The organism is Microcoleus sp. (assembly GCF_041354475.1).
Lineage (GTDB): Bacteria > Cyanobacteriota > Cyanobacteriia > Cyanobacteriales > Microcoleaceae > Microcoleus.
On record NZ_JBGJZU010000013.1, the window covers coordinates 1 to 22633 of the forward strand.

General features: G+C 43.1%; 26 protein-coding genes. 18 read left to right on the forward strand and 8 right to left on the reverse strand.

The window, feature by feature from the left end; translation table 11 throughout:
* Nucleotides 1-223 precede the first annotated feature (223 nt).
* The 3 genes from ACBR23_RS07215 (at nucleotide 224) to ACBR23_RS07225 (ending at nucleotide 7096) form a co-directional block, all read left to right on the forward strand.
* Nucleotides 224-844, forward strand: coding sequence for a 2OG-Fe(II) oxygenase (locus ACBR23_RS07215; protein ID WP_340526018.1), 621 nt, complete (start codon nucleotides 224-226; stop codon nucleotides 842-844).
* A gap of 141 nt (nucleotides 845-985) precedes the next feature.
* On the forward strand, nucleotides 986-1432 hold the full coding sequence (locus ACBR23_RS07220) for a hypothetical protein (RefSeq protein ID WP_371119332.1): 447 nt from the start codon (nucleotides 986-988) through the stop codon (nucleotides 1430-1432).
* Nucleotides 1433-1678: 246 nt separating this feature from the next.
* Nucleotides 1679-7096 (forward strand): AAA family ATPase, encoded by a 5418-nt coding sequence (locus ACBR23_RS07225; protein ID WP_371119331.1) that lies wholly within the window; start codon nucleotides 1679-1681, stop codon nucleotides 7094-7096.
* On the opposite strand, the gene ACBR23_RS07230 is transcribed toward ACBR23_RS07225, so the two are convergent.
* Nucleotides 7090-7308, reverse strand: a complete 219-nt coding sequence (locus ACBR23_RS07230) for an AAA family ATPase (RefSeq protein ID WP_371119330.1) — start codon at nucleotides 7306-7308, stop codon at nucleotides 7090-7092. The genes ACBR23_RS07225 and ACBR23_RS07230 overlap by 7 nt on opposite strands.
* 235 nt (nucleotides 7309-7543) lie before the next feature.
* A complete protein-coding gene (locus ACBR23_RS07235) occupies nucleotides 7544-9466 on the reverse strand; it encodes an ABC-F family ATP-binding cassette domain-containing protein (RefSeq protein WP_371119329.1) in 1923 nt (640 codons plus the stop codon).
* A 617-nt stretch (nucleotides 9467-10083) separates the two neighbouring features.
* On the opposite strand from ACBR23_RS07235, the gene ACBR23_RS07240 reads away from it, so the two are divergent.
* On the forward strand, nucleotides 10084-10506 hold the full coding sequence (locus ACBR23_RS07240; protein WP_371116865.1) for a hypothetical protein: 423 nt from the start codon (nucleotides 10084-10086) through the stop codon (nucleotides 10504-10506).
* 8 nt (nucleotides 10507-10514) lie between these two features.
* The gene (locus tag ACBR23_RS07245) at nucleotides 10515-10850 is read left to right on the forward strand and encodes a hypothetical protein (RefSeq protein ID WP_371116866.1); all 336 of its coding nucleotides are present in this window, start codon (nucleotides 10515-10517) and stop codon (nucleotides 10848-10850) included.
* 17 nt (nucleotides 10851-10867) lie between these two features.
* Here ACBR23_RS07245 and ACBR23_RS07250 read toward each other — a convergent pair whose 3' ends face one another.
* Nucleotides 10868-11197: a helix-turn-helix domain-containing protein gene (locus ACBR23_RS07250; RefSeq protein WP_371119328.1), complete on the reverse strand. Its 330-nt coding sequence runs from the start codon at nucleotides 11195-11197 to the stop codon at nucleotides 10868-10870.
* 143 nt (nucleotides 11198-11340) lie between these two features.
* On the opposite strand from ACBR23_RS07250, the gene ACBR23_RS07255 reads away from it, so the two are divergent.
* The 9 genes from ACBR23_RS07255 to ACBR23_RS07295 all read left to right on the forward strand — a co-directional run bounded on the left by ACBR23_RS07255 (nucleotide 11341) and on the right by ACBR23_RS07295 (nucleotide 14727).
* Complete coding sequence (locus tag ACBR23_RS07255) at nucleotides 11341-11595, forward strand: hypothetical protein (RefSeq protein ID WP_341739071.1); 255 nt, start codon at nucleotides 11341-11343, stop codon at nucleotides 11593-11595.
* A complete protein-coding gene (locus tag ACBR23_RS07260) occupies nucleotides 11588-11743 on the forward strand; it encodes a type II toxin-antitoxin system RelE/ParE family toxin (protein WP_371116869.1) in 156 nt (51 codons plus the stop codon). Before ACBR23_RS07255 ends, ACBR23_RS07260 begins: the two co-directional genes overlap by 8 nt.
* On the forward strand, nucleotides 11740-12051 hold the full coding sequence (locus tag ACBR23_RS07265) for a nucleotidyltransferase family protein (protein ID WP_341739069.1): 312 nt from the start codon (nucleotides 11740-11742) through the stop codon (nucleotides 12049-12051). The genes ACBR23_RS07260 and ACBR23_RS07265 overlap by 4 nt, the downstream gene beginning before the upstream one ends.
* Nucleotides 12041-12208, forward strand: coding sequence for a DUF86 domain-containing protein (locus ACBR23_RS07270; RefSeq protein ID WP_371119327.1), 168 nt, complete (start codon nucleotides 12041-12043; stop codon nucleotides 12206-12208). Before ACBR23_RS07265 ends, ACBR23_RS07270 begins: the two co-directional genes overlap by 11 nt.
* Nucleotides 12209-12252: 44 nt before the next feature.
* Entirely contained in the window at nucleotides 12253-12486 is a 234-nt protein-coding gene (locus tag ACBR23_RS07275; RefSeq protein ID WP_371119326.1) for a DUF86 domain-containing protein, read from the forward strand.
* A 59-nt stretch (nucleotides 12487-12545) separates the two neighbouring features.
* Entirely contained in the window at nucleotides 12546-12929 is a 384-nt protein-coding gene (locus ACBR23_RS07280) for a hypothetical protein (protein WP_371119325.1), read from the forward strand.
* Nucleotides 12919-13266, forward strand: coding sequence for a DUF5615 family PIN-like protein (locus tag ACBR23_RS07285; protein ID WP_096830237.1), 348 nt, complete (start codon nucleotides 12919-12921; stop codon nucleotides 13264-13266). The genes ACBR23_RS07280 and ACBR23_RS07285 overlap by 11 nt, the downstream gene beginning before the upstream one ends.
* Before the next feature lie 138 nt (nucleotides 13267-13404).
* A complete protein-coding gene (locus ACBR23_RS07290; protein WP_371119324.1) occupies nucleotides 13405-13962 on the forward strand; it encodes a DUF262 domain-containing protein in 558 nt (185 codons plus the stop codon).
* Nucleotides 13963-14022: 60 nt separating this feature from the next.
* Nucleotides 14023-14727: an MAE_28990/MAE_18760 family HEPN-like nuclease gene (locus ACBR23_RS07295; RefSeq protein WP_371119323.1), complete on the forward strand. Its 705-nt coding sequence runs from the start codon at nucleotides 14023-14025 to the stop codon at nucleotides 14725-14727.
* A gap of 16 nt (nucleotides 14728-14743) precedes the next feature.
* Here the strand turns inward: ACBR23_RS07295 and ACBR23_RS07300 are convergent, their stop codons facing one another.
* Complete coding sequence (locus tag ACBR23_RS07300; RefSeq protein WP_341739065.1) at nucleotides 14744-14875, reverse strand: hypothetical protein; 132 nt, start codon at nucleotides 14873-14875, stop codon at nucleotides 14744-14746.
* A gap of 123 nt (nucleotides 14876-14998) precedes the next feature.
* On the opposite strand from ACBR23_RS07300, the gene ACBR23_RS07305 reads away from it, so the two are divergent.
* Nucleotides 14999-16015 carry a histone deacetylase gene (locus ACBR23_RS07305; RefSeq protein WP_341739064.1) on the forward strand — a complete coding sequence of 339 codons (1017 nt, stop codon included), beginning with the start codon at nucleotides 14999-15001 and terminating at the stop codon, nucleotides 16013-16015.
* 13 nt (nucleotides 16016-16028) lie between these two features.
* Here ACBR23_RS07305 and ACBR23_RS07310 read toward each other — a convergent pair whose 3' ends face one another.
* The gene (locus tag ACBR23_RS07310) at nucleotides 16029-16343 is read right to left on the reverse strand and encodes a hypothetical protein (protein ID WP_371116872.1); all 315 of its coding nucleotides are present in this window, start codon (nucleotides 16341-16343) and stop codon (nucleotides 16029-16031) included.
* Here ACBR23_RS07310 and ACBR23_RS07315 point away from each other — a divergent pair.
* The 3 genes from ACBR23_RS07315 to ACBR23_RS07325 all read left to right on the forward strand — a co-directional run bounded on the left by ACBR23_RS07315 (nucleotide 16333) and on the right by ACBR23_RS07325 (nucleotide 18941).
* Entirely contained in the window at nucleotides 16333-16506 is a 174-nt protein-coding gene (locus ACBR23_RS07315; protein ID WP_371116873.1) for an anthrone oxygenase family protein, read from the forward strand. The genes ACBR23_RS07310 and ACBR23_RS07315 overlap by 11 nt on opposite strands.
* Nucleotides 16507-16770: 264 nt before the next feature.
* Nucleotides 16771-18312 carry an acyl-CoA synthetase gene (locus tag ACBR23_RS07320; RefSeq protein WP_371119322.1) on the forward strand — a complete coding sequence of 514 codons (1542 nt, stop codon included), beginning with the start codon at nucleotides 16771-16773 and terminating at the stop codon, nucleotides 18310-18312.
* Nucleotides 18313-18680: 368 nt separating this feature from the next.
* Entirely contained in the window at nucleotides 18681-18941 is a 261-nt protein-coding gene (locus ACBR23_RS07325) for a hypothetical protein (RefSeq protein ID WP_371116875.1), read from the forward strand.
* Nucleotides 18942-19144: 203 nt separating this feature from the next.
* Here the strand turns inward: ACBR23_RS07325 and ACBR23_RS07330 are convergent, their stop codons facing one another.
* From ACBR23_RS07330 to ACBR23_RS07340, 3 genes are all read right to left on the reverse strand, one after another.
* On the reverse strand, nucleotides 19145-19564 hold the full coding sequence (locus ACBR23_RS07330) for a hypothetical protein (RefSeq protein ID WP_371119321.1): 420 nt from the start codon (nucleotides 19562-19564) through the stop codon (nucleotides 19145-19147).
* A 178-nt stretch (nucleotides 19565-19742) separates the two neighbouring features.
* Nucleotides 19743-20291 (reverse strand): hypothetical protein, encoded by a 549-nt coding sequence (locus ACBR23_RS07335; RefSeq protein WP_371119320.1) that lies wholly within the window; start codon nucleotides 20289-20291, stop codon nucleotides 19743-19745.
* A 57-nt stretch (nucleotides 20292-20348) separates the two neighbouring features.
* Entirely contained in the window at nucleotides 20349-22334 is a 1986-nt protein-coding gene (locus ACBR23_RS07340) for a pentapeptide repeat-containing protein (protein WP_371119319.1), read from the reverse strand.
* Nucleotides 22335-22633 lie beyond the last annotated feature (299 nt).

The following is a 22633-nucleotide window of genomic DNA, read 5'->3' on the forward strand; positions in this document are numbered from 1 at the left end:
AGGATGGCTAATCCTGAATTCACGCCTGTAGAGTAGAAGGAGCCGACTCCCTACGTAGAAGCAGGAAGTAAGTTTTAAGTGTCCGAGATGTCATTCTTGTCCGCTTTATGTCAATCTTATGTAGCAGGAAGTGGGTTTTTCCCATATTTATGGTTTCAGTTGGCTCCTACCAAAAATCATGATGTATTCTGGATATTGCTCGATCGCACATTTATAGAATTCCTTGAAATACTACAGCAAGCATCCTAACGCTTTCTCTATTACTTATCTCAACGACTTGCGAGGAGCAATTCTCGCATCCCCTTATTTTGCCATCAATAACCTCAACCGCGACTTCATCGGTACAAAAGGCTTTTCCGTGGTATTTCAACGTTCGGAAATCGCCCAAGTAGAACAGCGTTTCCCATACTTTAAACCCTATCTAGACCAAGCCCTACAACCAGCTTGCAATGCTTTTTATCTCAACCCTCTGTGGCTCAAAGAAGGTTCCCGTGTCGATCCACATATCGATCGCTCTTTGCGATCCTACTGTAAAACGGTGGAACCTCCGGCAGCAGTCAGCGTTTTATACATCCAAGTACCAACAAATCTCGAAGGCGGAGAGTTGGTGTTGCGCTGTCACAAAAAACAAGTCGGGCAGATTAAACCAGAAGCAAATACCCTCGTGTATTTTCAAGGAGATTTAACTCATGCTGTGAATGCAGTGACAAGCGGTGGAACCCGCCTGAGTTTAGTTTGCGAACAATACAGTTTGAGCGCCACAGAATTGGCAGACATCCCACCATTTACAGTGGAATCTAGGGCGGCGAAGGCAAAAAGCAAATCAGGAAATCGTACACCGTAGAATGACCATAATCACCATCTATCCAAATAGTGAATTCCTTTAACCAGCGATGGCGCAAAAACCTCTATCTGGGGAAAGATTGAGGCGATCGGTAAAATCGATTACAAATAGGAGGCTAAACCTGATAGAGATGGTATTTTTATGAATCTGAATTACTTGACGAAGCGGTTTTCGACTGCTAGACGCTGGATGGCTGCAACTGTGCTTTGTCTGTCGGCGATCGCCTTTGTTTGGCAAGGTGCATTTTTCTCCAACACCTCAGCAATGGCCGCCCCTTTTGCAAGTTCGATCGCAGCAGCAGACCTGGGCGATAAAATTCAAGATAAAGCCAGTACAGATGCGGGACGAGCCAAAAATTTCATCCGAGACACGGAAGATAAGGTCAAGGAAACAGCCAAGACTAATGCAGCTAAAGTCGATCGATCAACCGAAGACGGTAGTGTCGCAGAGCGCAAAGCCAAAAAAGATGCAGCCACCATTGAGAAAAGAGCAGGGGAAGATTCTGCCCGGACTCAAAAAGCAGTAGACAACACAAAGAACGCTATTGAGCGCACTGTTGATAGCATCAAGGATGCTTTTGGTAATTAGAGAGTAGATAGGTAAATCGCTCAAATTCAACCTAAAATCCCATAGCTGTTAGATACCCGATTTCTTGAAGAAGTCGGGTATCTGCGCATGGTGTGTATTATCGATCGAACTTATCCAACTTGACAGACAAGTGCCTTCGGATCTTTTTTTACCACGATCGCCAGTTTGTGATTTAGATCTCCATCAAGACGATCGCTGCAAGGTAACGTTTAGTAATAGTGCACAGTTCGCTTTGAGGGAAGGAGAATGATTGAAATTACTGAATTGTTAGGGTATATAATTACCGAACAACTCTATGTAGGTTCTCGTACTTTAGTCTATCGAGGTCTCCGAGAAAACGATCTCACTCCGGTCGTCATCAAACTGCTGAGAAACCCATTTCCTAACTTTAGCGAACTTGTACAATTCCGCAATCAATATGCGATCGCCAAAAATCTTGACGGGCCCAGCATTGTCAAACCTTTAACGCTAGAACCTTATCAAAATGCCTACGCCCTAGTAATGGAAGACTTCGGCGGCATTTCGCTTTCGGAAATGCTCAAGCGAGAGGGACACATGGGAGATAGCCTGCAAACTTTGATTGCATTCCTTCAGATTACGATTCAAATTGCAGCAGCTTTAGATGAACTCTACCGACAGCGAGTGATTCACAAAGACCTCAAACCAGCTAATATTCTAATTCATCCAGACACGCGACAAGTCAAGTTGATTGACTTCAGCATCGCTTCTTTGCTACCCCGCGAAACTCAAGAAATTCAGAATGCTAACGCCCTAGAGGGAACCTTAGCATATCTCTCACCAGAACAAACCGGGCGGATGAATCGCGGCATCGATTATCGCAGTGACTTTTATGCTTTGGGAGTCACATTTTATGAACTGCTGACGGGAGAATTGCCCTTTGCTTCCAACGATCCAATCGAGTTAGTACACTGTCATTTAGCCAAGCAGCCTGTCACGGTCGATCGCCTCAATCCTAACGTGCCCTCAGTGTTGTCACAAATTGTCTGCAAGCTGATGGCAAAAAATGCAGAAGACCGTTATCAAAGTGCTTCAGGACTGAAGCACGATTTAAAGATTTGCCTGCATCAGTTGCAGGAAACAGGCAAGATTGATTTGTTTAAGTTGGGTGCACGGGATATCTGCGATCGCTTTCTGATTCCCGAAAAACTCTACGGACGAGAATCAGAAGTCCAGACATTATTACAAGCCTTCGATCGCATTGCCGGCAAAAATCAAGACAATCGAGAATCCCCAATCGAAAATCCCCAATCCGAACTGATGCTGGTGGCTGGCTTTTCCGGCATTGGTAAAACCGCCGTTGTCAATGAAATTCATAAACCGATTGTACGACAGCGCGGTTATTTTATCAAGGGAAAATACGACCAATTTGGGCGCAACATTCCCTTCAGTGCCTTCGTGCAAGCATTCCGCGATTTGATGGGACAATTGCTAGCAGAATCAGATACCCAATTGCAAAACTGGAAAACCCAAATTCTCAAAGCTGTTGGAGATAACGGACAAGTTTTGATTGACGTGATTCCAGAACTAGAACAAATCACTGGCAAACAACTTCCGGCACCTGAATTATCAGGAAGTCGTGCCCAAAATCGGTTTAATTTGCTGATGCAGAAGTTTGTGCAGGTGTTTACCTCTGCGGAACATCCGTTAGTATTGTTTCTAGACGATTTGCAGTGGGCAGATTTGGCATCACTGAAGTTAATGGAATTGCTGATGCAGGATACGGAACATCTGTTAGTAATTGGCGCCTATCGCGATAACGAAGTGTCGTCAGTTCATCCATTGATGCTGGCGATCGATGAGATTATCAAAACTGGCCGGGCGGTGCATACCATCACTCTGCAACCATTGAGTTTAATGGATATGAATCAGTTAGTAGCGGATACGTTGAACTGCGACATCCCTCTCGCCCAACCGCTGACAGAATTAGTTTATCAAAAAACCCAAGGCAATCCCTTTTTTGCTACTCAGTTTCTCAAATCTCTGCATGAGGATGGACAAATTACCTTTGACCCCCCTCAGTCCCCCCTTAGCAAGGGAGGAAGTCAAGGGGGGTGGCAGTGCGATATTGCCCAAATCAAAACTTTGGCAACCACTGATGATGTGGTGGAGTTTATGGCACTGCAATTGCGGAAGTTGCCGGCACAAACTCAGACGATGCTCAAACTTGCCGCTTGCATTGGGGCGCAGTTCAACTTAAATACACTGGCGATCATCTCCGAGCAATCTCAAATCGCAACTGCTGCTGATTTGTGGAAAGCCTTGCAGGAAGGACTGGTTCTGCCTGTGAGCGAAACCTATAAGTTTTACCAGATCGAAGCAGAATTAACAACTCAGCCCTCGCCATTCCCTACTCAACACTGTTCTTACGGATTTTTGCACGATCGCGTCCAACAAGCTGCCTACTCGTCGATCCCAGACGACCAAAAACAGGCTACTCACCTCAAAATTGGACAGCTATGGCTGAGCAATACTTCAACTGAGCTACTTGGAGAAAAGATTTTTGAGATTGTCAATCATTTGAATATTGGAGCTAATTTAATTACCACTCCATCTCAAATAGATGAACTGGTTCAACTCAATTGCAGGGCTGGTAAAAAAGCAATGTCTGCAACCGCTTACACAGCAGCAGTTAAATATTTCAATGTTGCTTTAGGAATTCTCACCCCTGAGGATTGGAATCGTCAATATGACCTGACGATCGATCTGCATCTAGAAGCAGCAAAGGCAGAATACCTAACTAGCAATTTTGAGCAATCTCATGTCCTGGTTGAAATCGCCTTGAAAAATGCTAAAACACTCCTAGAACAAGTCAGCGTCTACGAACAAAAGATGCAGATTTATCTTGCTCAAACCCAGTTACAAGCAGCGATTTATACGGGATTACAAACTCTAGAACTGCTGGGGATTCATCTGGAGAAAGAACCACCGGCAGAACTAAACATTGAGGCATTAATCAACTTGCCACCAATGACACAGCCCGATCGAATCGCAGCCCTACAAATCTTAAATACGATTGGCCATGCTGCTTATATGATCGATCCGTCACTGTCTCAGCAGGCAGTTTTTACAGCACTCCATTCCTGTATCCAGTATGGGAATTCGCAGCAAGCAATGTATCCCTATAATACTCATGGCATGACGCTGTGTAGCAGAGGAGAAGTGGACATGGGTTATCAGTTGTGTCAACTGGCTGTGGCTTTGGTTGAGCAATCCGATAATCCAGTAATTAAAGCACACAGCATATTGAGCTTCAATGGCTATGTCAGACATTGGAAAGAACATATTCAGACAACCATTGAACCATTAATATTAGCCTTTAACCTGGGGTTTGACAATGGAGATTTAGTCTCGTCTGGCTATGGCATACTTAACTATTGCAGCCATTTGTTGTTTGCAGGTAAATCTTTAGAATTGGTGGAGCAGAAGCATCAGCAGTATCTCGATTTCTTGCAAAAACACAAACTGGAATATCATGTGTTTTACGGTCAGGTATGGCATCAGATTGTTCTCAATTTACTTGGTCTTGCGGAAGATCCGCTTCAGTTAAATGGACTCGCATTCCAGGAGGCAGAAATCTTGCCAATTTTAGTTGAGCAAAAGAATGGTACAACGTTGTTTGCTCTCAATGTTGCGAAATCTTGGCTGCTGTACCTGTTGAATGCGCCGGAACAAGCCCTTGCCTGTGCTAGGGAAGCGGAACCTTATCAGCAGACAGCAACTGGAATCATGACGATTGTTGAACACAATTTTTACTATTCTCTGGCTCTCCTTTCCCAGTGTCCTGATGCCACAAACTCAGCTCGCGATGAATTTCTGAGCCAGGTTGCAGCGAATCAGGCTCAGATGCAAACGTGGGCACATCACGCCCCGATGAATTTTCAGCATAAGTACGATTTGGTTGAGGCAGAAAAATATCGAGTTTTGGGTAATAAAATAATGGCGATCGAGCTTTACGATCGCGCTATTTTTGGAGCAAAAGAAAACAGTTACATCCAAGAAGAAGCCTTAGCCAATGAACTCGCCGCCAAATTCTACCTCGACTGGGACAAAGCAAAAATCGCTCAAACATATCTAATTGAGGCTTACTACTGCTACGCCCACTGGGGCGCTAAGGCAAAAATTGATGATTTAGAGCAACGCTATCCGCACTTGCTGATACCGATTTTGGAGCGATCGCACTTACCGCTGAGACTAAATGAAATCATATCTGCCAAACGTACTCTCACCTCTACTTCTAGCAGTGCTTCTGCGGCTTTCGATTTGGCAGGAATTCTCAAAGCCTCTCAAGCCCTTTCCGGCGAAATCGAACTGGAAAAACTGATGGCGAGTTTGTTGCAAGTGGCGATCGAAAATGCCGGAGCAAACAAATGTGTCTTGCTGCTGCTAGAAGATGACAGCCTGGTAATTAAAGCACAAGCTCGATCAGATCGATCTGCTACCGTGCTTTGTCACATTCCCTTAGCCGAGAGTCAGGATGTCCCGGCTTCCTCGATCTACTCAGTCAAACGCACCCTGAAACCTGCGATCGTCGCCAACCCACTCGCTCATCTGCGACTGGTGGCAGATCCCTACATCCTGCGCCACCAGCCCAAGAGTTTGCTTTGTATGCCAATCCTCAATCAAGGCAAGTTGCTGGGCATTTTGTATCTGGAAAACAATGTTACATCGCGAGCATTTACGGAAGATCGCGTAGAAATTCTGAATTTGCTCTGCGCTCAAGCAGCAATTTCCTTAGAAAATGCCAAGCTGTACCAGCAATCGCGACAAGCACTGCTCGATTTGCAACAAGCTCAAATGCAAATTGTCCAAAGTGAAAAAATGTCTGCCCTGGGCAATTTGGTTGCCGGGGTTGCGCACGAAATCAACAATCCCGTCGGATTCCTCAAAGGCAATATCCAACCCGCCCTCGACAATATTAACGATTTGTTTGGTTTAATTGACTTGTATCGGGAAAAATACCCCAATCCCGATCGGGAAATTCAAGACGAGATGGAAGCGATCGATTTAGAATTCATTCGCACCGATTTACCAAAATTAGTGGGTTCGATGCAAGCCGGAGTCGATCGCATCGGCAATATCAGCATTAGTTTGCGTACCTTTTCTCGCGCGGATACTGACAAGCCCGTTGCTTTTAACTTGCATGACGGACTCGATAGTACCCTGCTGATTCTGAAACATCGCCTCAAAGCCAACGAAGTTCGCCCGGAAATTGCCGTCATCAAAAATTACGGCAATATTCCCCTACTCGAATGTTTTGCCGGCCAACTCAACCAGGTATTTATGAATCTGTTGGCAAATGCGATCGATGCCCTAGAAGACTCGAATCAAGCTCGCAGTTTTGCAGAAATTGAAGCTCATCCCAATCAAATTATTATTAAAACAGAATTATTTGTCACCGAGGTACAGATCCGAATTCAGGACAACGGGATGGGGATGACGGATGAAGTAAAAGAAAAAATCTTCGAGCATTTGTTTACCACCAAAGGCGTGGGAAAAGGCACGGGGTTAGGATTGGCGATCGCGCGTCAGATTGTTGTTGACAAACACAATGGTATACTGAAGGTGAATTCAACTTTAGGTGAAGGTACAGAGTTTGTCATTTCAATTCCGGTGAAGGCGATCGCGGTGAAAGACATTCAGTGAATTTGTGAAGTTTGCCAGCGGGTGAAGTCCGCTGGTTTGAAAATTCCTTCTACCTTACTGTCGCCGCTGACCAATGCTTGGATTTTCTGCAATACTTCAAAAACAGTTGATTTTCCAGAACCGTTAGTACACAGAAATAAATTAATTGCATCAAGGTCAATTTCAAAATTAACCAGACAGCGAAAATTGTCAATGTATATCCGTTTTAGCATGGAATCTAGTTATTATGTGATTACTTTAAGGTTTATAGTAAGGACTTTAGTCCGCGTACATCTCAATTTTGTAAGGGCGAAGCATGACCGCAGACAATTTATTAGTGATTACCACAGATTTACTGCGGTCATGCTTCGCCCCTACGAATATATTACAAAACTCAGATGTACCCTAAAGTCCTCACTACAAACAAATATAGTACGCTGTAAACGAAATACTTGCACTCACCGCAACTTAACTCACCCTTTCCGCCAATTCCATCCATTTTTCTGTTGCTTTTTCAATCTCTTGATTCAATTTGCCCAAACGTTCAGATAACTTTTTCACCTCACCAAACCCCCTCGGAGAATTGAGAGACAAAATCTGCTCAATCTCTGCTTTTTCAGCTTCCAATTGCGGAATTTTAGCTTCTAACTGATCGTATTCCCGTTTTTCATTAAACGTAAGCTTATTTGGTTTTGGAGCTTGAGCTTCGACTTTTGGGTTGTTAGCTTCAGTGGCTGGTGGTAGTTTACCTTTGTTTTTTTGTGCTTTAAGTTCCTTCGCTTCTTCGGCTTTCTTGTGATCCAAATACACCGAATAATTGCCGGGATATAAACGCAAGTTACCACCCGGTTCTAAGGAGAATACCATGTCAATTGTGCGATCGAGAAAATAGCGATCGTGCGAAACGACAATTACGCAGCCGTTGAAGTCTTCCAGATAATCCTCCAACACCGCCAAAGTCTGGACATCCAAGTCGTTTGTCGGTTCATCCAAAATCAGCAAGTTCGGTGCACTCATCAGCACTTTCAACAGAAACAATCGGCGCTTTTCCCCGCCCGAAAGTTTGCTAATCGGTGCATACTGTTGAATCGGCGGAAACAGAAACTTCTCCAACATTTGAGAAGCCGTAATGATTTCTCCATCGGCAGTTTTCACCAATTCTGCCACACTTTTGAGGTATTCAATCACTCGCTGGTCTTCATTGGGTGTCAAATCCTCCGAATGCTGGTCGAAATAACCAATGTGAATGGTTGTTCCAATTTCTACAGTACCCGAATCGGGCTTAATTCGTCCGGTGATAATATCCATCAGCGTGGATTTTCCCGCGCCGTTACAGCCAATAATTCCAATCCGGTCTTCGGGAGTGAAATTGTAGGTAAAATCTTTGATTAAAGTACGATCGCCATAAGCTTTACGGATATTCAGTAACTCAACAACTTTCTTACCAATTCGGCGGCCCGCTGTAGCAATCTCGACTTTGCCATTGGCTGTTTTAAACTCTTCGGCGCGCATATCTTTAATGCGATCGATTCGGGCTTTTTGCTTGGTACTGCGCGCTTTCGGCCCCTTCTTGAGCCATTCCAACTCGCGCCGCAATACTCCCGAAAATTTGCGCTGAGTGCTGGCTGCGGATTCTTCGGCTAAGGCTTTTTTCTCCAAGTAGTAGGCGTAATTGCCACTATAATTGTAAAGGTCGCCGCGATCGATCTCTAGGATGCGATTGGTGACGCGATCAAGAAAATAGCGATCGTGCGTAATCAGCAACAAAGCACCGCGATAACCATTCAAATAATTCTGCAACCATTCGACAGAAAGCGCATCCAAGTGGTTAGTCGGTTCATCCATCAACAACACATCTGGTTCCGAAAGTAAAGCCGTTGCTAAGGCAATTCGCTTGCGGTAGCCACCGGATAAATCGCCAACTTTGGCATCAAAATCCTCAATTCCCAACTTAGTCAAAATCAACTTAGCCTTAGTTTCCAAATCCCACGCATCCACCTCATCAATGCGTTCAGATACCGCAGACAGTCGCGCCATCAACTTGTCAGTATCGCCTTGGTGGTGGGACAATTTATCGGAAATCTCCTCGTATTCGCGTACCAAAGCCATTTGTTCGCCGCTGTCAGCAAATACTTGCTCTAGGACAGTGTGATTTTCGTCCAAATCCGGCTGTTGGGGGAGATAGACAATTTTAGCACCGGGGTTCACCCAGCGATCGCCAGAGTCGATCGACTCTAAGCCCGCAATCATCTTCAGCAGCGTTGATTTCCCGGAACCGTTGGTGCCGATGAGTCCGACTTTATCGCCTTCATCGAGGCTGAAGCTGGCATCTGTCAAGAGTTCCTTGATGCCGAAGTCTTTTTTGATCGATCGCAGAGTAAAAATAGTCATCAGTATATCAAGTCATTTACCTAGCTTAGTTTAGCTTAGTTCGATCGAGTCCGGCTGCATGGATCTGGTCTGTCATTCTGATGGAACTTTTTCAAGACAAGGGCGAACTCGATTTTTCCGACTATCTAAATCTTGATAAATGTTAAGAATATGAGATACTGATGGCGAGTAAGAGGGAGTGGAGTTAGACCTAGAGAATTTGTTTGGGGTAGTTGACGCTTAGACATATTATCATGCCGCATTTGTGGTATAATACACTTAATCTCATTTTGTATGTGTTTGGGGATAAAAATCCCTATTTACCCAAAATCTAATTGCAGCTATGACAGTCAGCAGAAAACCACAATTTAGGATTACTGAAAAGTTTCATAAAAAAGACAGTATTTGTAATAACTGAACGAGATTCTGTCTATTCAGTTCCCAAGTCTAAAAAAAGCAAGGTTCGGTAAAGATGAACCATGTATGCAAACCGTAATTATATAAATCTTGGGAACAAGAGACTATATCATAACTGCGGTATAAGACACTTAATTTTATGGGTAAATTTTGGCTGAATCGCGATCGGGAGTACCGATTGACAAACAAAAACCGTAGGCGGTAAAATGAGGAACAAAGCTATGAAAAAGCTGAGAGATGAAATTAACGCAGCTAGTAACGTGGATATTCTAATTGAGTCAACAAAGGGCTTTGAAAACGATCTTACTAAGTTGAGTGAAGATGAAAAAGCAGCAGCGATTCAAAAAATCAACGATTGCGCCAGCCTCTTCCCAACTCAAAAAGCTGATTTATATCGTAAGCTGCGCCGCCTTCGCCTACCGACAAATCTTAATGGTTACGAATCTTCACTGTACACACTAACGGTTTCTCGAACATTAAGAGTAATTTGGGCAGTTGACGAAGATCCAATTTTTGGGCAAGTTATTTTTACTCTTTTTCGAGTAGTTAAACACGATGACCTCGATCGCGCATATCAGAGTGTAGCAGAGTCTTTATATCAAGATATGCTTCACCAAAATCTAGCAACTGCCCAAATTTCGTAAGCTGATTTATGGCACTGACTATTACGCTTTGCGATGAATATGGGATTATTTACGAAGCCATGAAGATTTTGCCAGATAACGAGCTAAAGATTTGTTTTCTGGAAGCTTTGGCAGAACTTGAAGACAACGAGTGTCACAGAACCAGAAATTTTCCAAAAACGAGACTGCACAAAGTAAAGGGCGTGAAGCAGGCAATTTATCGTGCTGATATCGATAAAGTCTCAGGTTGGCGTATCCACGTTCAATACATTAATGGGCAAATTCATCTCAAGGATATTATTGAGGGGCAAAGGCACGATGATGTAAGTAAGGTGATTAAATCTAAGAAAGTACGCTACGAGTAGTTGTCAGTAAAACGATATCATATAGCAACCACCCTTGTCTTAGCCTGAGCATCAGATTCAGGTTTTGCAATCACCCGAATCTCCACATCACTACCCAGCGCATTTAAAAACCGGAACAGGCGATCGATCGAAAACTCAGATAGTTTACCACGCAGCAAATCAGCGATTTTAGCGCGATCGATTCCCAGGCATTTTGCTGCTTCAATCTGGGTCAATTTTCGCACTGTAATTAGTTCACTAATTTGGTGAACCAGTTCCGCTTTAATCAATAATTCTGAAGAATTTGGCAGCCCTATATCTGCAAAAATATTCCCATTACTCGATCGCACCTTAATTTCATCGCTCATTTTTGTCATCCTTTAGAGATTGTTTGTAGTTATGAATGTTGAGATTGATGAGTAAACCTTGGCTAGATTGCAATCGCAACAAGAGATTGACAAACACAAAAACTATGCGGTAAAATGAGGGAAAAAGCACGGATAATTCCCAAATGAACGATCGCTCCTCAGCAGATTTGATATCTGTGACAGAGTTACACCGCCAGCTTAACGACTTACTCCAGCAACTATCACCAGAACGATTACAGGTGCTTGCTGATTTTGCAGCTTATTTAGCCAATGCAGAAAGCGAAGCTGCAACTCAAGAACTTTTGGCAATTTCTGGATTGCTAGAGCGAGTTAAGCAAAATCAAGCAACTCCTAAAACTGATTATACAAACTGGAGAACTCTTCGCTCTGATGTATGAAGTTCTTCTCCATCCTGATGCTCAAAAGGTTTATGTCAATGCTGACAAATCCCTAGCGAAAAAAATTGCCCGATGTTTGGAACAATTAGAACAAACTCCCCAGTTGCATCCGATCGATTTAAAAAGAAAGATTGAGGAGGCTGAATGAAAACCGCGATCGCCCTACCAATCGACCAAATCACCAAATTCTGCCAACACTGGCAAATCATCGAACTCTCTCTGTTTGGTTCTATCCTTCGGGATGACTTTCATGCAGACAGCGACATCGATATCTTAGTTGCTTTTGCTCCCACAGCCAACTGGGGTCTACTCGATCACGCCCAAATGCAGGAAGAACTCGAAGCATTGCTAAGCAGACCAGTCGATCTAATCAGTAAACGGGCGATCGAGCGCAGTTCCAACTGGATTCGCCGTCAAGAAATTCTGTCTACGGCTCAAACTATCTATGTCAAATAATCGCGATCGCGCTTCCTTGCTAGACATTGCCTCTTCTGCTCAAAAAGTCCTGCAATATAAAGGTAACATGGACAAAAGTGCATTTCTCAATGATGATAAAACGCAATCTGCGATCGTGTTTCAACTTCTGATATCGTTTCCGGCTGCATCGGAATGATTTAACCACAGAGAACGCAGAGAACACAGAGGGAGAGAAGAGAGATGAATAATTCCGATGTTACCGGATTTGATATGATTATCGGTGAAGCGGTGAAACGCATTTCTCCAGAACTGCGATCGCAACATTCAGAAATTCCTTGGTCACTCATTGCCAGAATGCGGGACAACTTGATTCATCGATATGATGATATCGACCTAGATGAAGTCTGGAAAACCTCAAATGAAGATATTCCAACACTGCTGATTGCCTTGGAACCTCTACTGCTAGAAGAATAAACGCTACTAGCTCATTTGTACTATAATTCAGATACCAACCTTTGTTGGAGTATTTTTATATGTCCTTGCAAGAGCTTAAAGAAAAAGCCAGCCAACTCTCAGTCAGCGATCGCCTTGCGCTGCTAAGTGCGATCGTTCAATCACTCCAAACTACACCAGAAATCGAGAATTGGCAATATTTAATTGCACGTCCTCATCCTTGGCGAAAACAACTTTATATTAAAGGACATAAATTACTGGCATCGACTATTTGGCGAGACATGACTGCTAATCATATGTCATCAGAACAAGCATCCGAAAATTGGGATTTACCACTTGATGCTATCTATGAGGTGATTGATTACTGTGAAAATCATCAGGAACTTTTAAAATTAGAAGCAGACGAAGAACGCTATCGATTGGAAGTAAAAGGAGTCCAACTTGAGCCTACGAATGCTGCTTGACGAAGATTCTCAAGCAAAGTATTTAGTTAATCTTCTTCAGGCAGCCGGTCACGATGTAGCCACAGTTAATACATTGGATTTAATGAATCGTCCAGATTCAGTCGTGTTACAGGCTGCCAGAGAAAATGAGAGAGTCGTGCTGACACGCAATTGTGATGACTTTCAGGAATTACATCAAGCGAACCCAGAACATTCAGGGATTTTGGCAGTTTATCAAGATTCTGAGGCTTCTAAGAATATGAGTTATCAGGCGATAGTGAAGGCAATTGATAATTTAGAGACAGCAGAGTATGACCTAAAAAATCAGTTTGTTGTTCTCAATCAATGGAGTTATTAATTTACAATAAATTTATTGTAAAGTAAGAAAGCTTAATGAAAACCGCGATCGCCCACGCCTTCCAATGTACTATAATATAGATACCAACAAAAGTTGGAGTATCTTTTTATGTCCTTGTTATTATAAACGCAGGTGCTTATGTCTCAAGCAATTAGGCAAGACATCATCAATATCGCCGAAGAGCAGATTGACGAAATAAAGCAAAAGATTGACTACCATACCACAGAATACACCATCGAATTCATAGTCGATAAATACCTAGAAAAAGATGACGATGATTTCAGTGAGATTTATATCCCTGAATATCAAAGAGAATTGATATGGGATATCGATCGTCAATCTCGATTCATTGAATCGATTATTCTTGGTCTGCCTATTGCTGCCATCATTGTCGCAGGAATCAAAGAAACTGGAAGACTAGAGATTGTTGATGGCTCTCAAAGGGTGAGAACTGTTGTAGCTTTCATGACAAATCAGTTGCAATTGAGTAATCTCAAAACATTAAATTCTCTAAATGGTTCCTATTTTAAGGATCTCGCACCCTCACGCCAAAGAAAGTTTAAAAATACTTCGCTTAGAATGATAGTTCTCTCAGACAAAGCTGATGAAAAAGTAAGGAATGATATTTTCTATCGCATCAACACCAGTAATCTCGATCTAACTCCTAATTCCAATAGTCTGCTACCAAACTCATAAGCCTGAGAATATGAAACCAAGAATTGACTATGCTAAGGATAAACTTTTAAGTTGCAGCCTATGAAAGAGTTCATCAGGGACTTTAACAGGCGAGTGGCAGAAATCCAGAAATATTTTGAATTAGTAGATAAAATCGAACAACTTGGTGCATTGTCTGCTAAATCAATCATCTTCCCATCAGGTGAATATATTGTTGATAGCGAGCTTCAAAAAATCTTGCAGTCTCATTGTTACCTGCTATTATACAATCTTGTCGAATCCTCTGTTAGAAATGGTATAACTGCCATTCATGATGTTATTTTAGTCGAGCAATTAACTTATAAAGATTTAAGTCCCAAAATCAAGAGATTGTGGTTACTGAACGATCGAAGTAAAAGTTTCAGAGATTCATATATCAAAAAAGATTCGATCGCTGACAATCTTCAGGAATTAATTAAATCGGTTTTGGATGATGAGATGGTTTCGTTAGATCCATCTAATATTCCCATATCGGGAAATTTGGATGCTAAAACTATCAAAGAACTCATAGATATGTACGGCTTCTTTGGAAATTTAGGAGTTGCGAGTAGAGAAATCGATGATATTCTGAATTTTGTCGTTAAGATCCGATGCGATTTGGCCCATGGAAATGTTTCGTTTTCTGATGCTTCCAGTCAAATACTTTGGAGCAAGTTAGTTGATGATAAAGATAAATTGGTAAAATATTTAACTAATCTACTGACTAATATTGATGATTATATTGAAAATAAAAAATACAGAATTTAGCCGTCAGTATCGTGTTTCAACTTCTGATTATCGGTGCAGCGGTGGCACCCATTTCTTCTGAATTGCGATCGCACCCTAGCTGTATTGTGGCTACATAGCCCATGGCGCCGATCTGAACCCCAGCATCCGATTCACGCTTGGCAATCACAGGAGGTTATCAAGTTTTTTGCAGAGCTTGATAAAATGCAGTAACTGTGGTATTATGGTTAGTTAAAAATACTAGGCATTTCATTACAATTAACCTCTTCAGTTTGACTGCCAAAATAAAACGATGCAGCTTGCTACCTATCTACACCCACAAACATTTTCTACTTCCAAATTAATACAAACAATTTCTTTTACCGGATATTCTTTTAATTACTACAATCAAGTCCGACAAGCTCTTCAAAAATCTCTGACAGACTATCCAGCCTTACCCTTAAGAAAAGCAAAAATGAGTGATTATCAGAAGGTTCATGCTGGAGAATATCTCCGCAAATTGATATTACAAGCCCTCGGTAAACCACTAGATAACATCAGCCTAGCCTTACCAGACTTGAGTATAGAATGCCAAGGTTTAGAGTATTGTTTGCCCGGTTATATCTATGGTTTGGGAGGTATGATGGAAGCGATCGACCAAATGAAACAGGGAAACCTAGAACGGGCTTACTGCTTCAGTATGGTAGGACATCATGCTCATAGGAATTGGGGACACGGTTACTGTATCTTAAATCCTCTAGCTGCTGCTGCTCGATATGCTCAGACACAAAGATTTGAAAAAGTATTGATAGTTGACTGGGATATTCATCATGGCGATGGAACTCAGTCAATTTTTAGCAACGATCCTAGCGTCTATTGTATTAGCATTCATAGTGGTGTAGATATCTACATGGCGAAAGCCTCCGACTTGAAAGCTGGCACAACAACCATTGCCGAAACTGTTGGACATTGTAACATTCCGCTGATTCCTGAATCTTTTCCAGTAGAAGTTTTGCAGTCAGAGGGTATAACTGGTCGATTCTACTACGCCCATCAGAGTATCAGCACTTTCCGGCAAGCTTTAGAAAATGTACCGTGGGAACCAGACCTAGTTACTATTTTTTCTGGTTATGATTCCCACAGAGATGATTGTGGGAAGGACATCACAGATTGGACAAATGCTGATTTCTGTAAACTGACCGAAATTCTACTAGATTTTGTTAAGAGATGGGGATGTCCAGTGCTCTCTACTCATGGAGGTGGCTACAGATTACCAGTGACAGTAGCAGCAGCTACCGCCCACATCAGGACTTTAGCAACCTATGTTTAGTTTGCGGCACTAATTAATCAAGTTTTACCACACTAACTTGTTCCTGGAACTGTTCGTGAAGACGCGCTGATGCTGCATCGCCGAAAGATGCTTTCACCAAAGCATAGCTTGCAAAGTCCTGGGCGCGCCATGAAGACTGTGGCACTTCTTCTAGATAATAGAAATAGTCCCAGAGAATCGCCTCCCAACTTGTACAGCGTAAAAATTGACAGGCAATATTTCCCTGTTTTTCCCAAGGACAAGTACCAGCCGGAAGCCCTTCAAGCTCATAATTTTCACCAATCAGTACACAGGGTTCACAGTCAATAGTGTGTAATGTGCCGCTCAATGATGGGCTAGCAAAGGTCGATCCTAGCAGCGCTGAGGGCGCGAGATTCTGGGCTAGCTACCTCGCCCATTGGACCTTCTGGAACCATGTTCGGACGGTAGCAGCGATCGCAGCCACCACATCACTGACGATCGCGCTGTATCATAGAGCGGGACGAGCCTAAAATTTGTGAAAAATCTGCCAACTTGTTTAATAGAGACTCCCATAATTATTGGGAAACAGGCACCGCCGCCCTGTCAATGAGTATCTGTTTACCAGAGTTTAAATTAAAAATTAAACAGGAGGAAGCCGGAACAAGTTAACAGTTGTAGCAGCTAAAACTTAATTGACACTCCCTGGCCTGAAGGCACAGGGATTCTTGGATCAATCAGTCGATTTGCTCGGTAAAGTATCCGACTGAGATATCTGCATGAGATAATTTCAAGTTATGCTGAGATCGATCGCACTTCTGATTACCGACATGATTCAGATAAATACTCAAAACGTGAATCTCCCCTTAATAAATCGTGCTCTAGAACACAAAACGCGCAGGGCGATCGCCACCTTGGAACAAACATATACCTATGCAGATTTGCTGCACACATCCAGCCAAATAGCAACAAAATTGCTTCAGGATGTGACTGATTTACAAGAACAACGAATTGCATTTCTGATTCCCTCTGGATTTGAGTATGTCGCTACCCTGTGGGGAATTTGGCGCGCAGGTGCGATCGCCGTACCTCTATGCGTGTCCCACCCGCGACCAGAATTAGAGTATGTTATCACCAATTCGGGAGCATCAATTATTGTTGCCCATCCAAAGTTTGAAGATTTATTGCGCCCGATCGCCCGATCGCACAACCTAGGATTTATCCTCACTTCCGAAACCCTTCCCACCCAGATTAGCCCTCTCCCAGAAATAGATATCACCAGACGCGCCTTAATTCTCTACACCAGCGGTACAACAGGAAAACCAAAAGGAGTAGTAACCACTCATCAAAATATTCAAGCTCAAGTAACCAGCTTAATCGACGCTTGGGAATGGACATCAAGTGATCGCATTCTCCACGTACTTCCCTTACATCATATACACGGAATTGTCAATGTATTAACCTGTGCTTTATGGGCCGGCGCAGAGTGCGAAATGTTGAGCAAATTTGATGCTGAAACAGTTTGGAATCGCATTTGTGACGGCGATTTAACCTTATTTATGGCAGTACCGACGATTTATGTAAAATTGATTGCTGCGTGGGAAAGTGCTGCGGAAGAACTCCAAAAAAGCCGATCGGAAAGTTGTGCTAAAATGCGTTTAATGGTCTCAGGTTCGGCTGCGTTACCAGTTCAAGTATTAGAAAAATGGCAAAAAATCAGCAGTCATTTTCTGCTAGAACGCTATGGGATGACAGAAATTGGCATGGCCTTATCCAACCCTTTACACGGTAAACGAGCAGCGGGATATGTAGGAAAACCTCTACCTGGTGTGGAAGTGCGATTAGTCAACGAAAAAGGAGAATTAGTAACAGCAGGAACACCAGGAGAAATTCAAGTCAAAAATCCGGGAGTATTTCTGGAATATTGGCAAAACCCCCAAGCAACAGCGAAAACTTTCCAAGCAGGCTGGTTTTGTACAGGAGATTTTGCAGTAATTGAGAATGACAACTATCGCATCCTCGGAAGGATGAGTGTGGATATCATCAAAACCGGAGGCTATAAAGTTTCAGCTTTGGAAATTGAGGAAGTATTGCGATCGCATCCAGAAATTCACGAATGTGCAGTGGTTGGCGTTGAGGATCTAGAATGGGGTGAGCGAGTTTGCGCTGCGTTAGTTTTGCGATCGACATCCAGTTTAACCTTAACATCTTTCAGGAGTTGGGCAAAAGAACAATTGGCTGTGTATAAAGTCCCCACCAAAATTTTGACAGTTGAAGAATTACCTAGAAATGCGATGGGAAAAGTGACTAAGCCGGCAATAATTCAACTATTTTGTTGACGGTTGACGGTTGACGGTTGACAGTTGACGGTTGACGGTTGACAGTTTACCCTTCGGCTTCGCGGCGGTAGGCGTGTGCGAAGTTGAAGTATCCAAAATGGATTGACACGGGCCCCCAAAGTCGCTACGCTTTGAAATTAGAGGTTGCTTTGCTTGTAGAGGAAGTAGCCCGCGTTGCCCAAAAATCTAGTTGCACTGCCCATTGCTGCGCCAACAGCAATAGACAGCTAACCGCCAAACTGGTATCAGCAGTCTGGAGGCTAATTGAGAATCCTAACACTCTCTGTAGCCGCCCTGCTATGTATTGAACTGCGGGGCGGCTAGGTTTTTGGGTTTTCCTAGAAAACCCAAAACCAGGAGAACATATTATGCCACAGGAATTCGTGCCTGATGACAACAAATCCGAACCCCCAAATGACGACTCAGCAGCATCGGAACAAGATATCTTGATGTTAACGATTGTCGGTTCGCCGAAGGCTGTCAGAAAAACCATACTGACTTTGTACCGATTGGGATTTGCGGAAGTTAACGACTGGAGTCAGCTACAGCGTACAGGCAATCCCAAGCAAGTGATGAGCGTGTTGATTCGTCGGAAGGTATCGACTGATGATACAGCGCCGAGGCAATAGGACTTAGTCGCGGGTAGTCAGAAACCGGGTTTTTACGAGAAGACACATTACAGTGCGTAGATTCGCTCAAAAACCCGGTTTCTTTGGCCAAAATGCGCGCGTGTAGTCAGAAACCGGGTTTTTATGAGAATACTTTGTTACGGTGCGTAGATTCGCTCAAAAACCCGGTTTCTTGGTCGAAGCGTGTAAGTTCAGTCTGAATTTTAGGGTAAAAGTAAGAGACTTGCGATCGCGGGCAACAATTTACTACAAGCTTCCGCCAATGTTGCCGCACTTGGTAAACTAGCAATAGTGCCTTTCAGAATTTTCATTGCCGTTTTTCCCGCCTTTTGCATCGTGCTTTCTTGGGGATTTTGCCCTACTTCTGCCAAAGCTTTTACCTGTTCCAATGCTTCAACTTTATCATCATCAGATAAATTGGTTTCAGATTCGATCGCTGTTTGTAACTCAGTCAATAATTCTTTGATTCCCGGTTCATCTGGTTTAGCAGAATCAGATAATTGATTAATTGTATTGGCAACAGTACCGCTGATATCACCTAAACTTAACGCTCCAGCACCGCTAGCGTTCACCGTTCCGCCTGTAATTTCTATTTTGCGACTTTGGTCGATTTGGTCACTCATAGCTTTACTCTCCGATCTAGCTTTAGGTTTATTAGTAATCTTAACATTAACAGGTCGCGTAGCCAACAATTTTATATTCAATCAGGCTTAAATATACCCTCTACATCTTAGTCTCGCGTTGCGCGGACTTCGTTTGTGTAGTAGCGGTTTCAACCGCCGAATGATCGACATTGAATTATCAACGAAGTAGCTTATCCTCCTGAATAATATTAATTGACAGCGGTTGTTTAGCTAAAATTATAGTTAGTTCTCTCAGCTCAGCTATTTCCTCGCGATATAAGGCAATTTGCTCATTTTTATATTTTAATTCAGCCTCGTATTCTTCAACTATCTCTCTGAGTGATGCAACATCCTCTGATTCGGAGATCGACTCATCTTCTTGATTGAGATTAGCAGCGGTTTCAAGTTCTGTTAAACTTTCCGAAACTTCTTCGGAAATAGCTATTGCTTGACGGTACATGGCAATCTCGCAATCTTTGGCTCGCAATTCAGCTTGATATTTATCCTCAATCGCCTTTAATAGCTGTTCGTAGTTTTGCTTTAAAGTGTTATAAATTATAGCTTGCTTCTCATCTGTCGGAGTATTGACAAAGATGGCAATTACTGGATTTCCAGGATTTTCTATACTCTGGATTGACAATTCTGTGTTTTCATTCGCAATCGCAGCTTGCAATTGCAGCAGTAATTCTTTAAATTCCGGTTTTTCTGAACTTACTGATACGCTCATAGCTTTGATTTCCGCTGTTCCCAGAGTTTGACTAAGATTATAGCATTACTGATTTTGTTATGAAGGGCGATCCTCTTCGAGGGCTGCGCTAACGGCTGAATTAGTCAACTCCTCGATCGTATTGGCTGTTGTACCGCCATGATCTCCTAAACTTAACGAGCCGGCACCGGTAGCGTTAACCGTTCCGCCTGAAATTTCAGCTTTGCGACTTTGGTCGATGTTGTCGCTTGCGACTTTATTCTCTGCTGTAGATTGATTGTGATTGTTAATTATCAGGCTAGATGGCTGAGGCACGGTTGAAGGATTTGGCAAATATTGACTAAACACTCCTCTCACAAAGTCTTGAAAGACACGGTAGTGATCTCTTTCTATTGCAATAATTTCATCTTTAGATTTTAATTGCTCCGCTTGCCTTTGAGCTTCTAGCCTTGCTTGATAAACTTCGTCCCAAATTTGCTCTATTTTTCCCTTATCCGTTCCTTCGGGAACCTTGAGAGTCAGTAAAACATCGTTTTCTTTCTTCTCAATTCCTTGAATTGAATCCCGTGTAATATCTGGAAAATCTTGCATTAACTTCTGAAAAGCGGCGACAAAAGCTTCTGGGTTAATCCCATCTTTGAGTAGGATTTGCATCGTTGCCATAATCTTTTTATACAGTTTATCGAAATCGCCCGGTTCAAAACATTTACTGATGTGGTGAGGTCGGCGTTCGCGATCGTCAGTTCCCGGTTTGGGATATTCTAGAAGATAAACAAACCGACAGTCAACGCGATCGAGCTTTGTATTACCGTCAATATTCCAAGCTTCCAAACAAGCACCTGTAAAATAAGCTGCGGTAAAATCTGTGGCTAAGGCTTGAGTTTCAGTCAGGTTTGCAAATTGCAAATTAGCTTGATGCAAAGTTGCTTCGCTGAGGTTAGCCTGCTTGAGATTAGCATAGTTGAGATTAACGCCTATCAAGTTTGCTCCTTGGAGATTCGCACCAACATAGGATTTTTTGTAGCCATTGCTAGTGACGAGTAATTCTCGGACGCGGGTATCAGCTAATATCGAATTACCAACTCGCGCGCGATCGAGTTTTGCTGTATTGCGGAAGCAAGTGCGAGTGAGATTAGCTGTTCTAAAATCTGTACTTTTGAGAGTTGCCTCAGTGAAATTGGCATCAGTTAAATCGGCATTGCGAAAGCTAGTGCCACCTGTAGCGGCAAAGGCAATGGCAATACTGCGAATCAAGGCGTGTTTCTCATCCCCAGCCAGGGCACGCCACATAATGTAAATACCTAGACAGGCTACAGCCAAAGCCCAAAACACGATCCCTTCCTGCATTCCAGAGTCAGCCGAAGCCGAAATATAAGCCAAAGCTAAAGCCAAAGCAAAAATCATAGCCATAGCTACAGCCAACAACCAAGTTAAAGCTAAATCCAAAGCTACAAGCAAAGCCACAGCAAAAGACACAAGTAAAGTTATAGCCAAAACCAGAGTTAAAGCGGCAGCCGCAGCGCCAAAATAATCAAACCAACTTGGGACGAACTTACCAGAAGGCGGAGGCGAAGCCACAACCCCAGCTAAAGCTACAGACCAAGCAGCAATTGTAATCGCAGTCCAAGTTCCTAAACCCACTGTCAGTCCTTGCTTAACCACGATCGCAAAACAGAATGCTAAAACTAATGAGACGATCCCACCCAGGACAAGAGCGCTTTGTTTTAATGCCTCAAAGCTATGCAGCCAATACTGCATGATCCAGCTCGCACTCATGGAGGCAAACCCTGTTATTGCTGACAGAAAAAAGGTAACTGCCACTAAAGAAATTGTCCAGCGACGTTGCAGTCCAGCTTTGGCACGGGTGAAGTCAGCTTCTTTGAGGATGGCATTGGTGAAGTTTGCGCCTCGGATGTCTGCACCGATGAATTTTGCACCTGTGAGATTTTGACCTTTGAAGTTGCGGCCTCGGAGATTTTTACCGGAGAAGTCTTGGGGCATGACTTTACGCAGGGAGGTAGTGGCTATTTTTTCGTTGCGATGCTGTAGCGATGCCTCTGACAAAATCTTATTTTAACAATGAATGCGGTCGATCGAACAGGACTTAGCCACTCCGACTCCTCGAAACCGAATTTTTTACCAAATTAAGCTGTGAGTTCGCCAGTCCTCGCATCCGCCCACAAGTCCGCCAGGGAATCAATTCCCTGTCTAATAGCGAAAGTCCTCTGAAGAGGACTAATGAGTTTAAAAAGTCTGCTTCTTAGTCCTCTTAAGAAGAGGACTAATGAGTTTAAAAAGTCTTCGTCTTCTTCTTAGTCCTCTTCAGAGGACTTTCGCTTTGAGGCAGGGGTTTAAACCCCTGC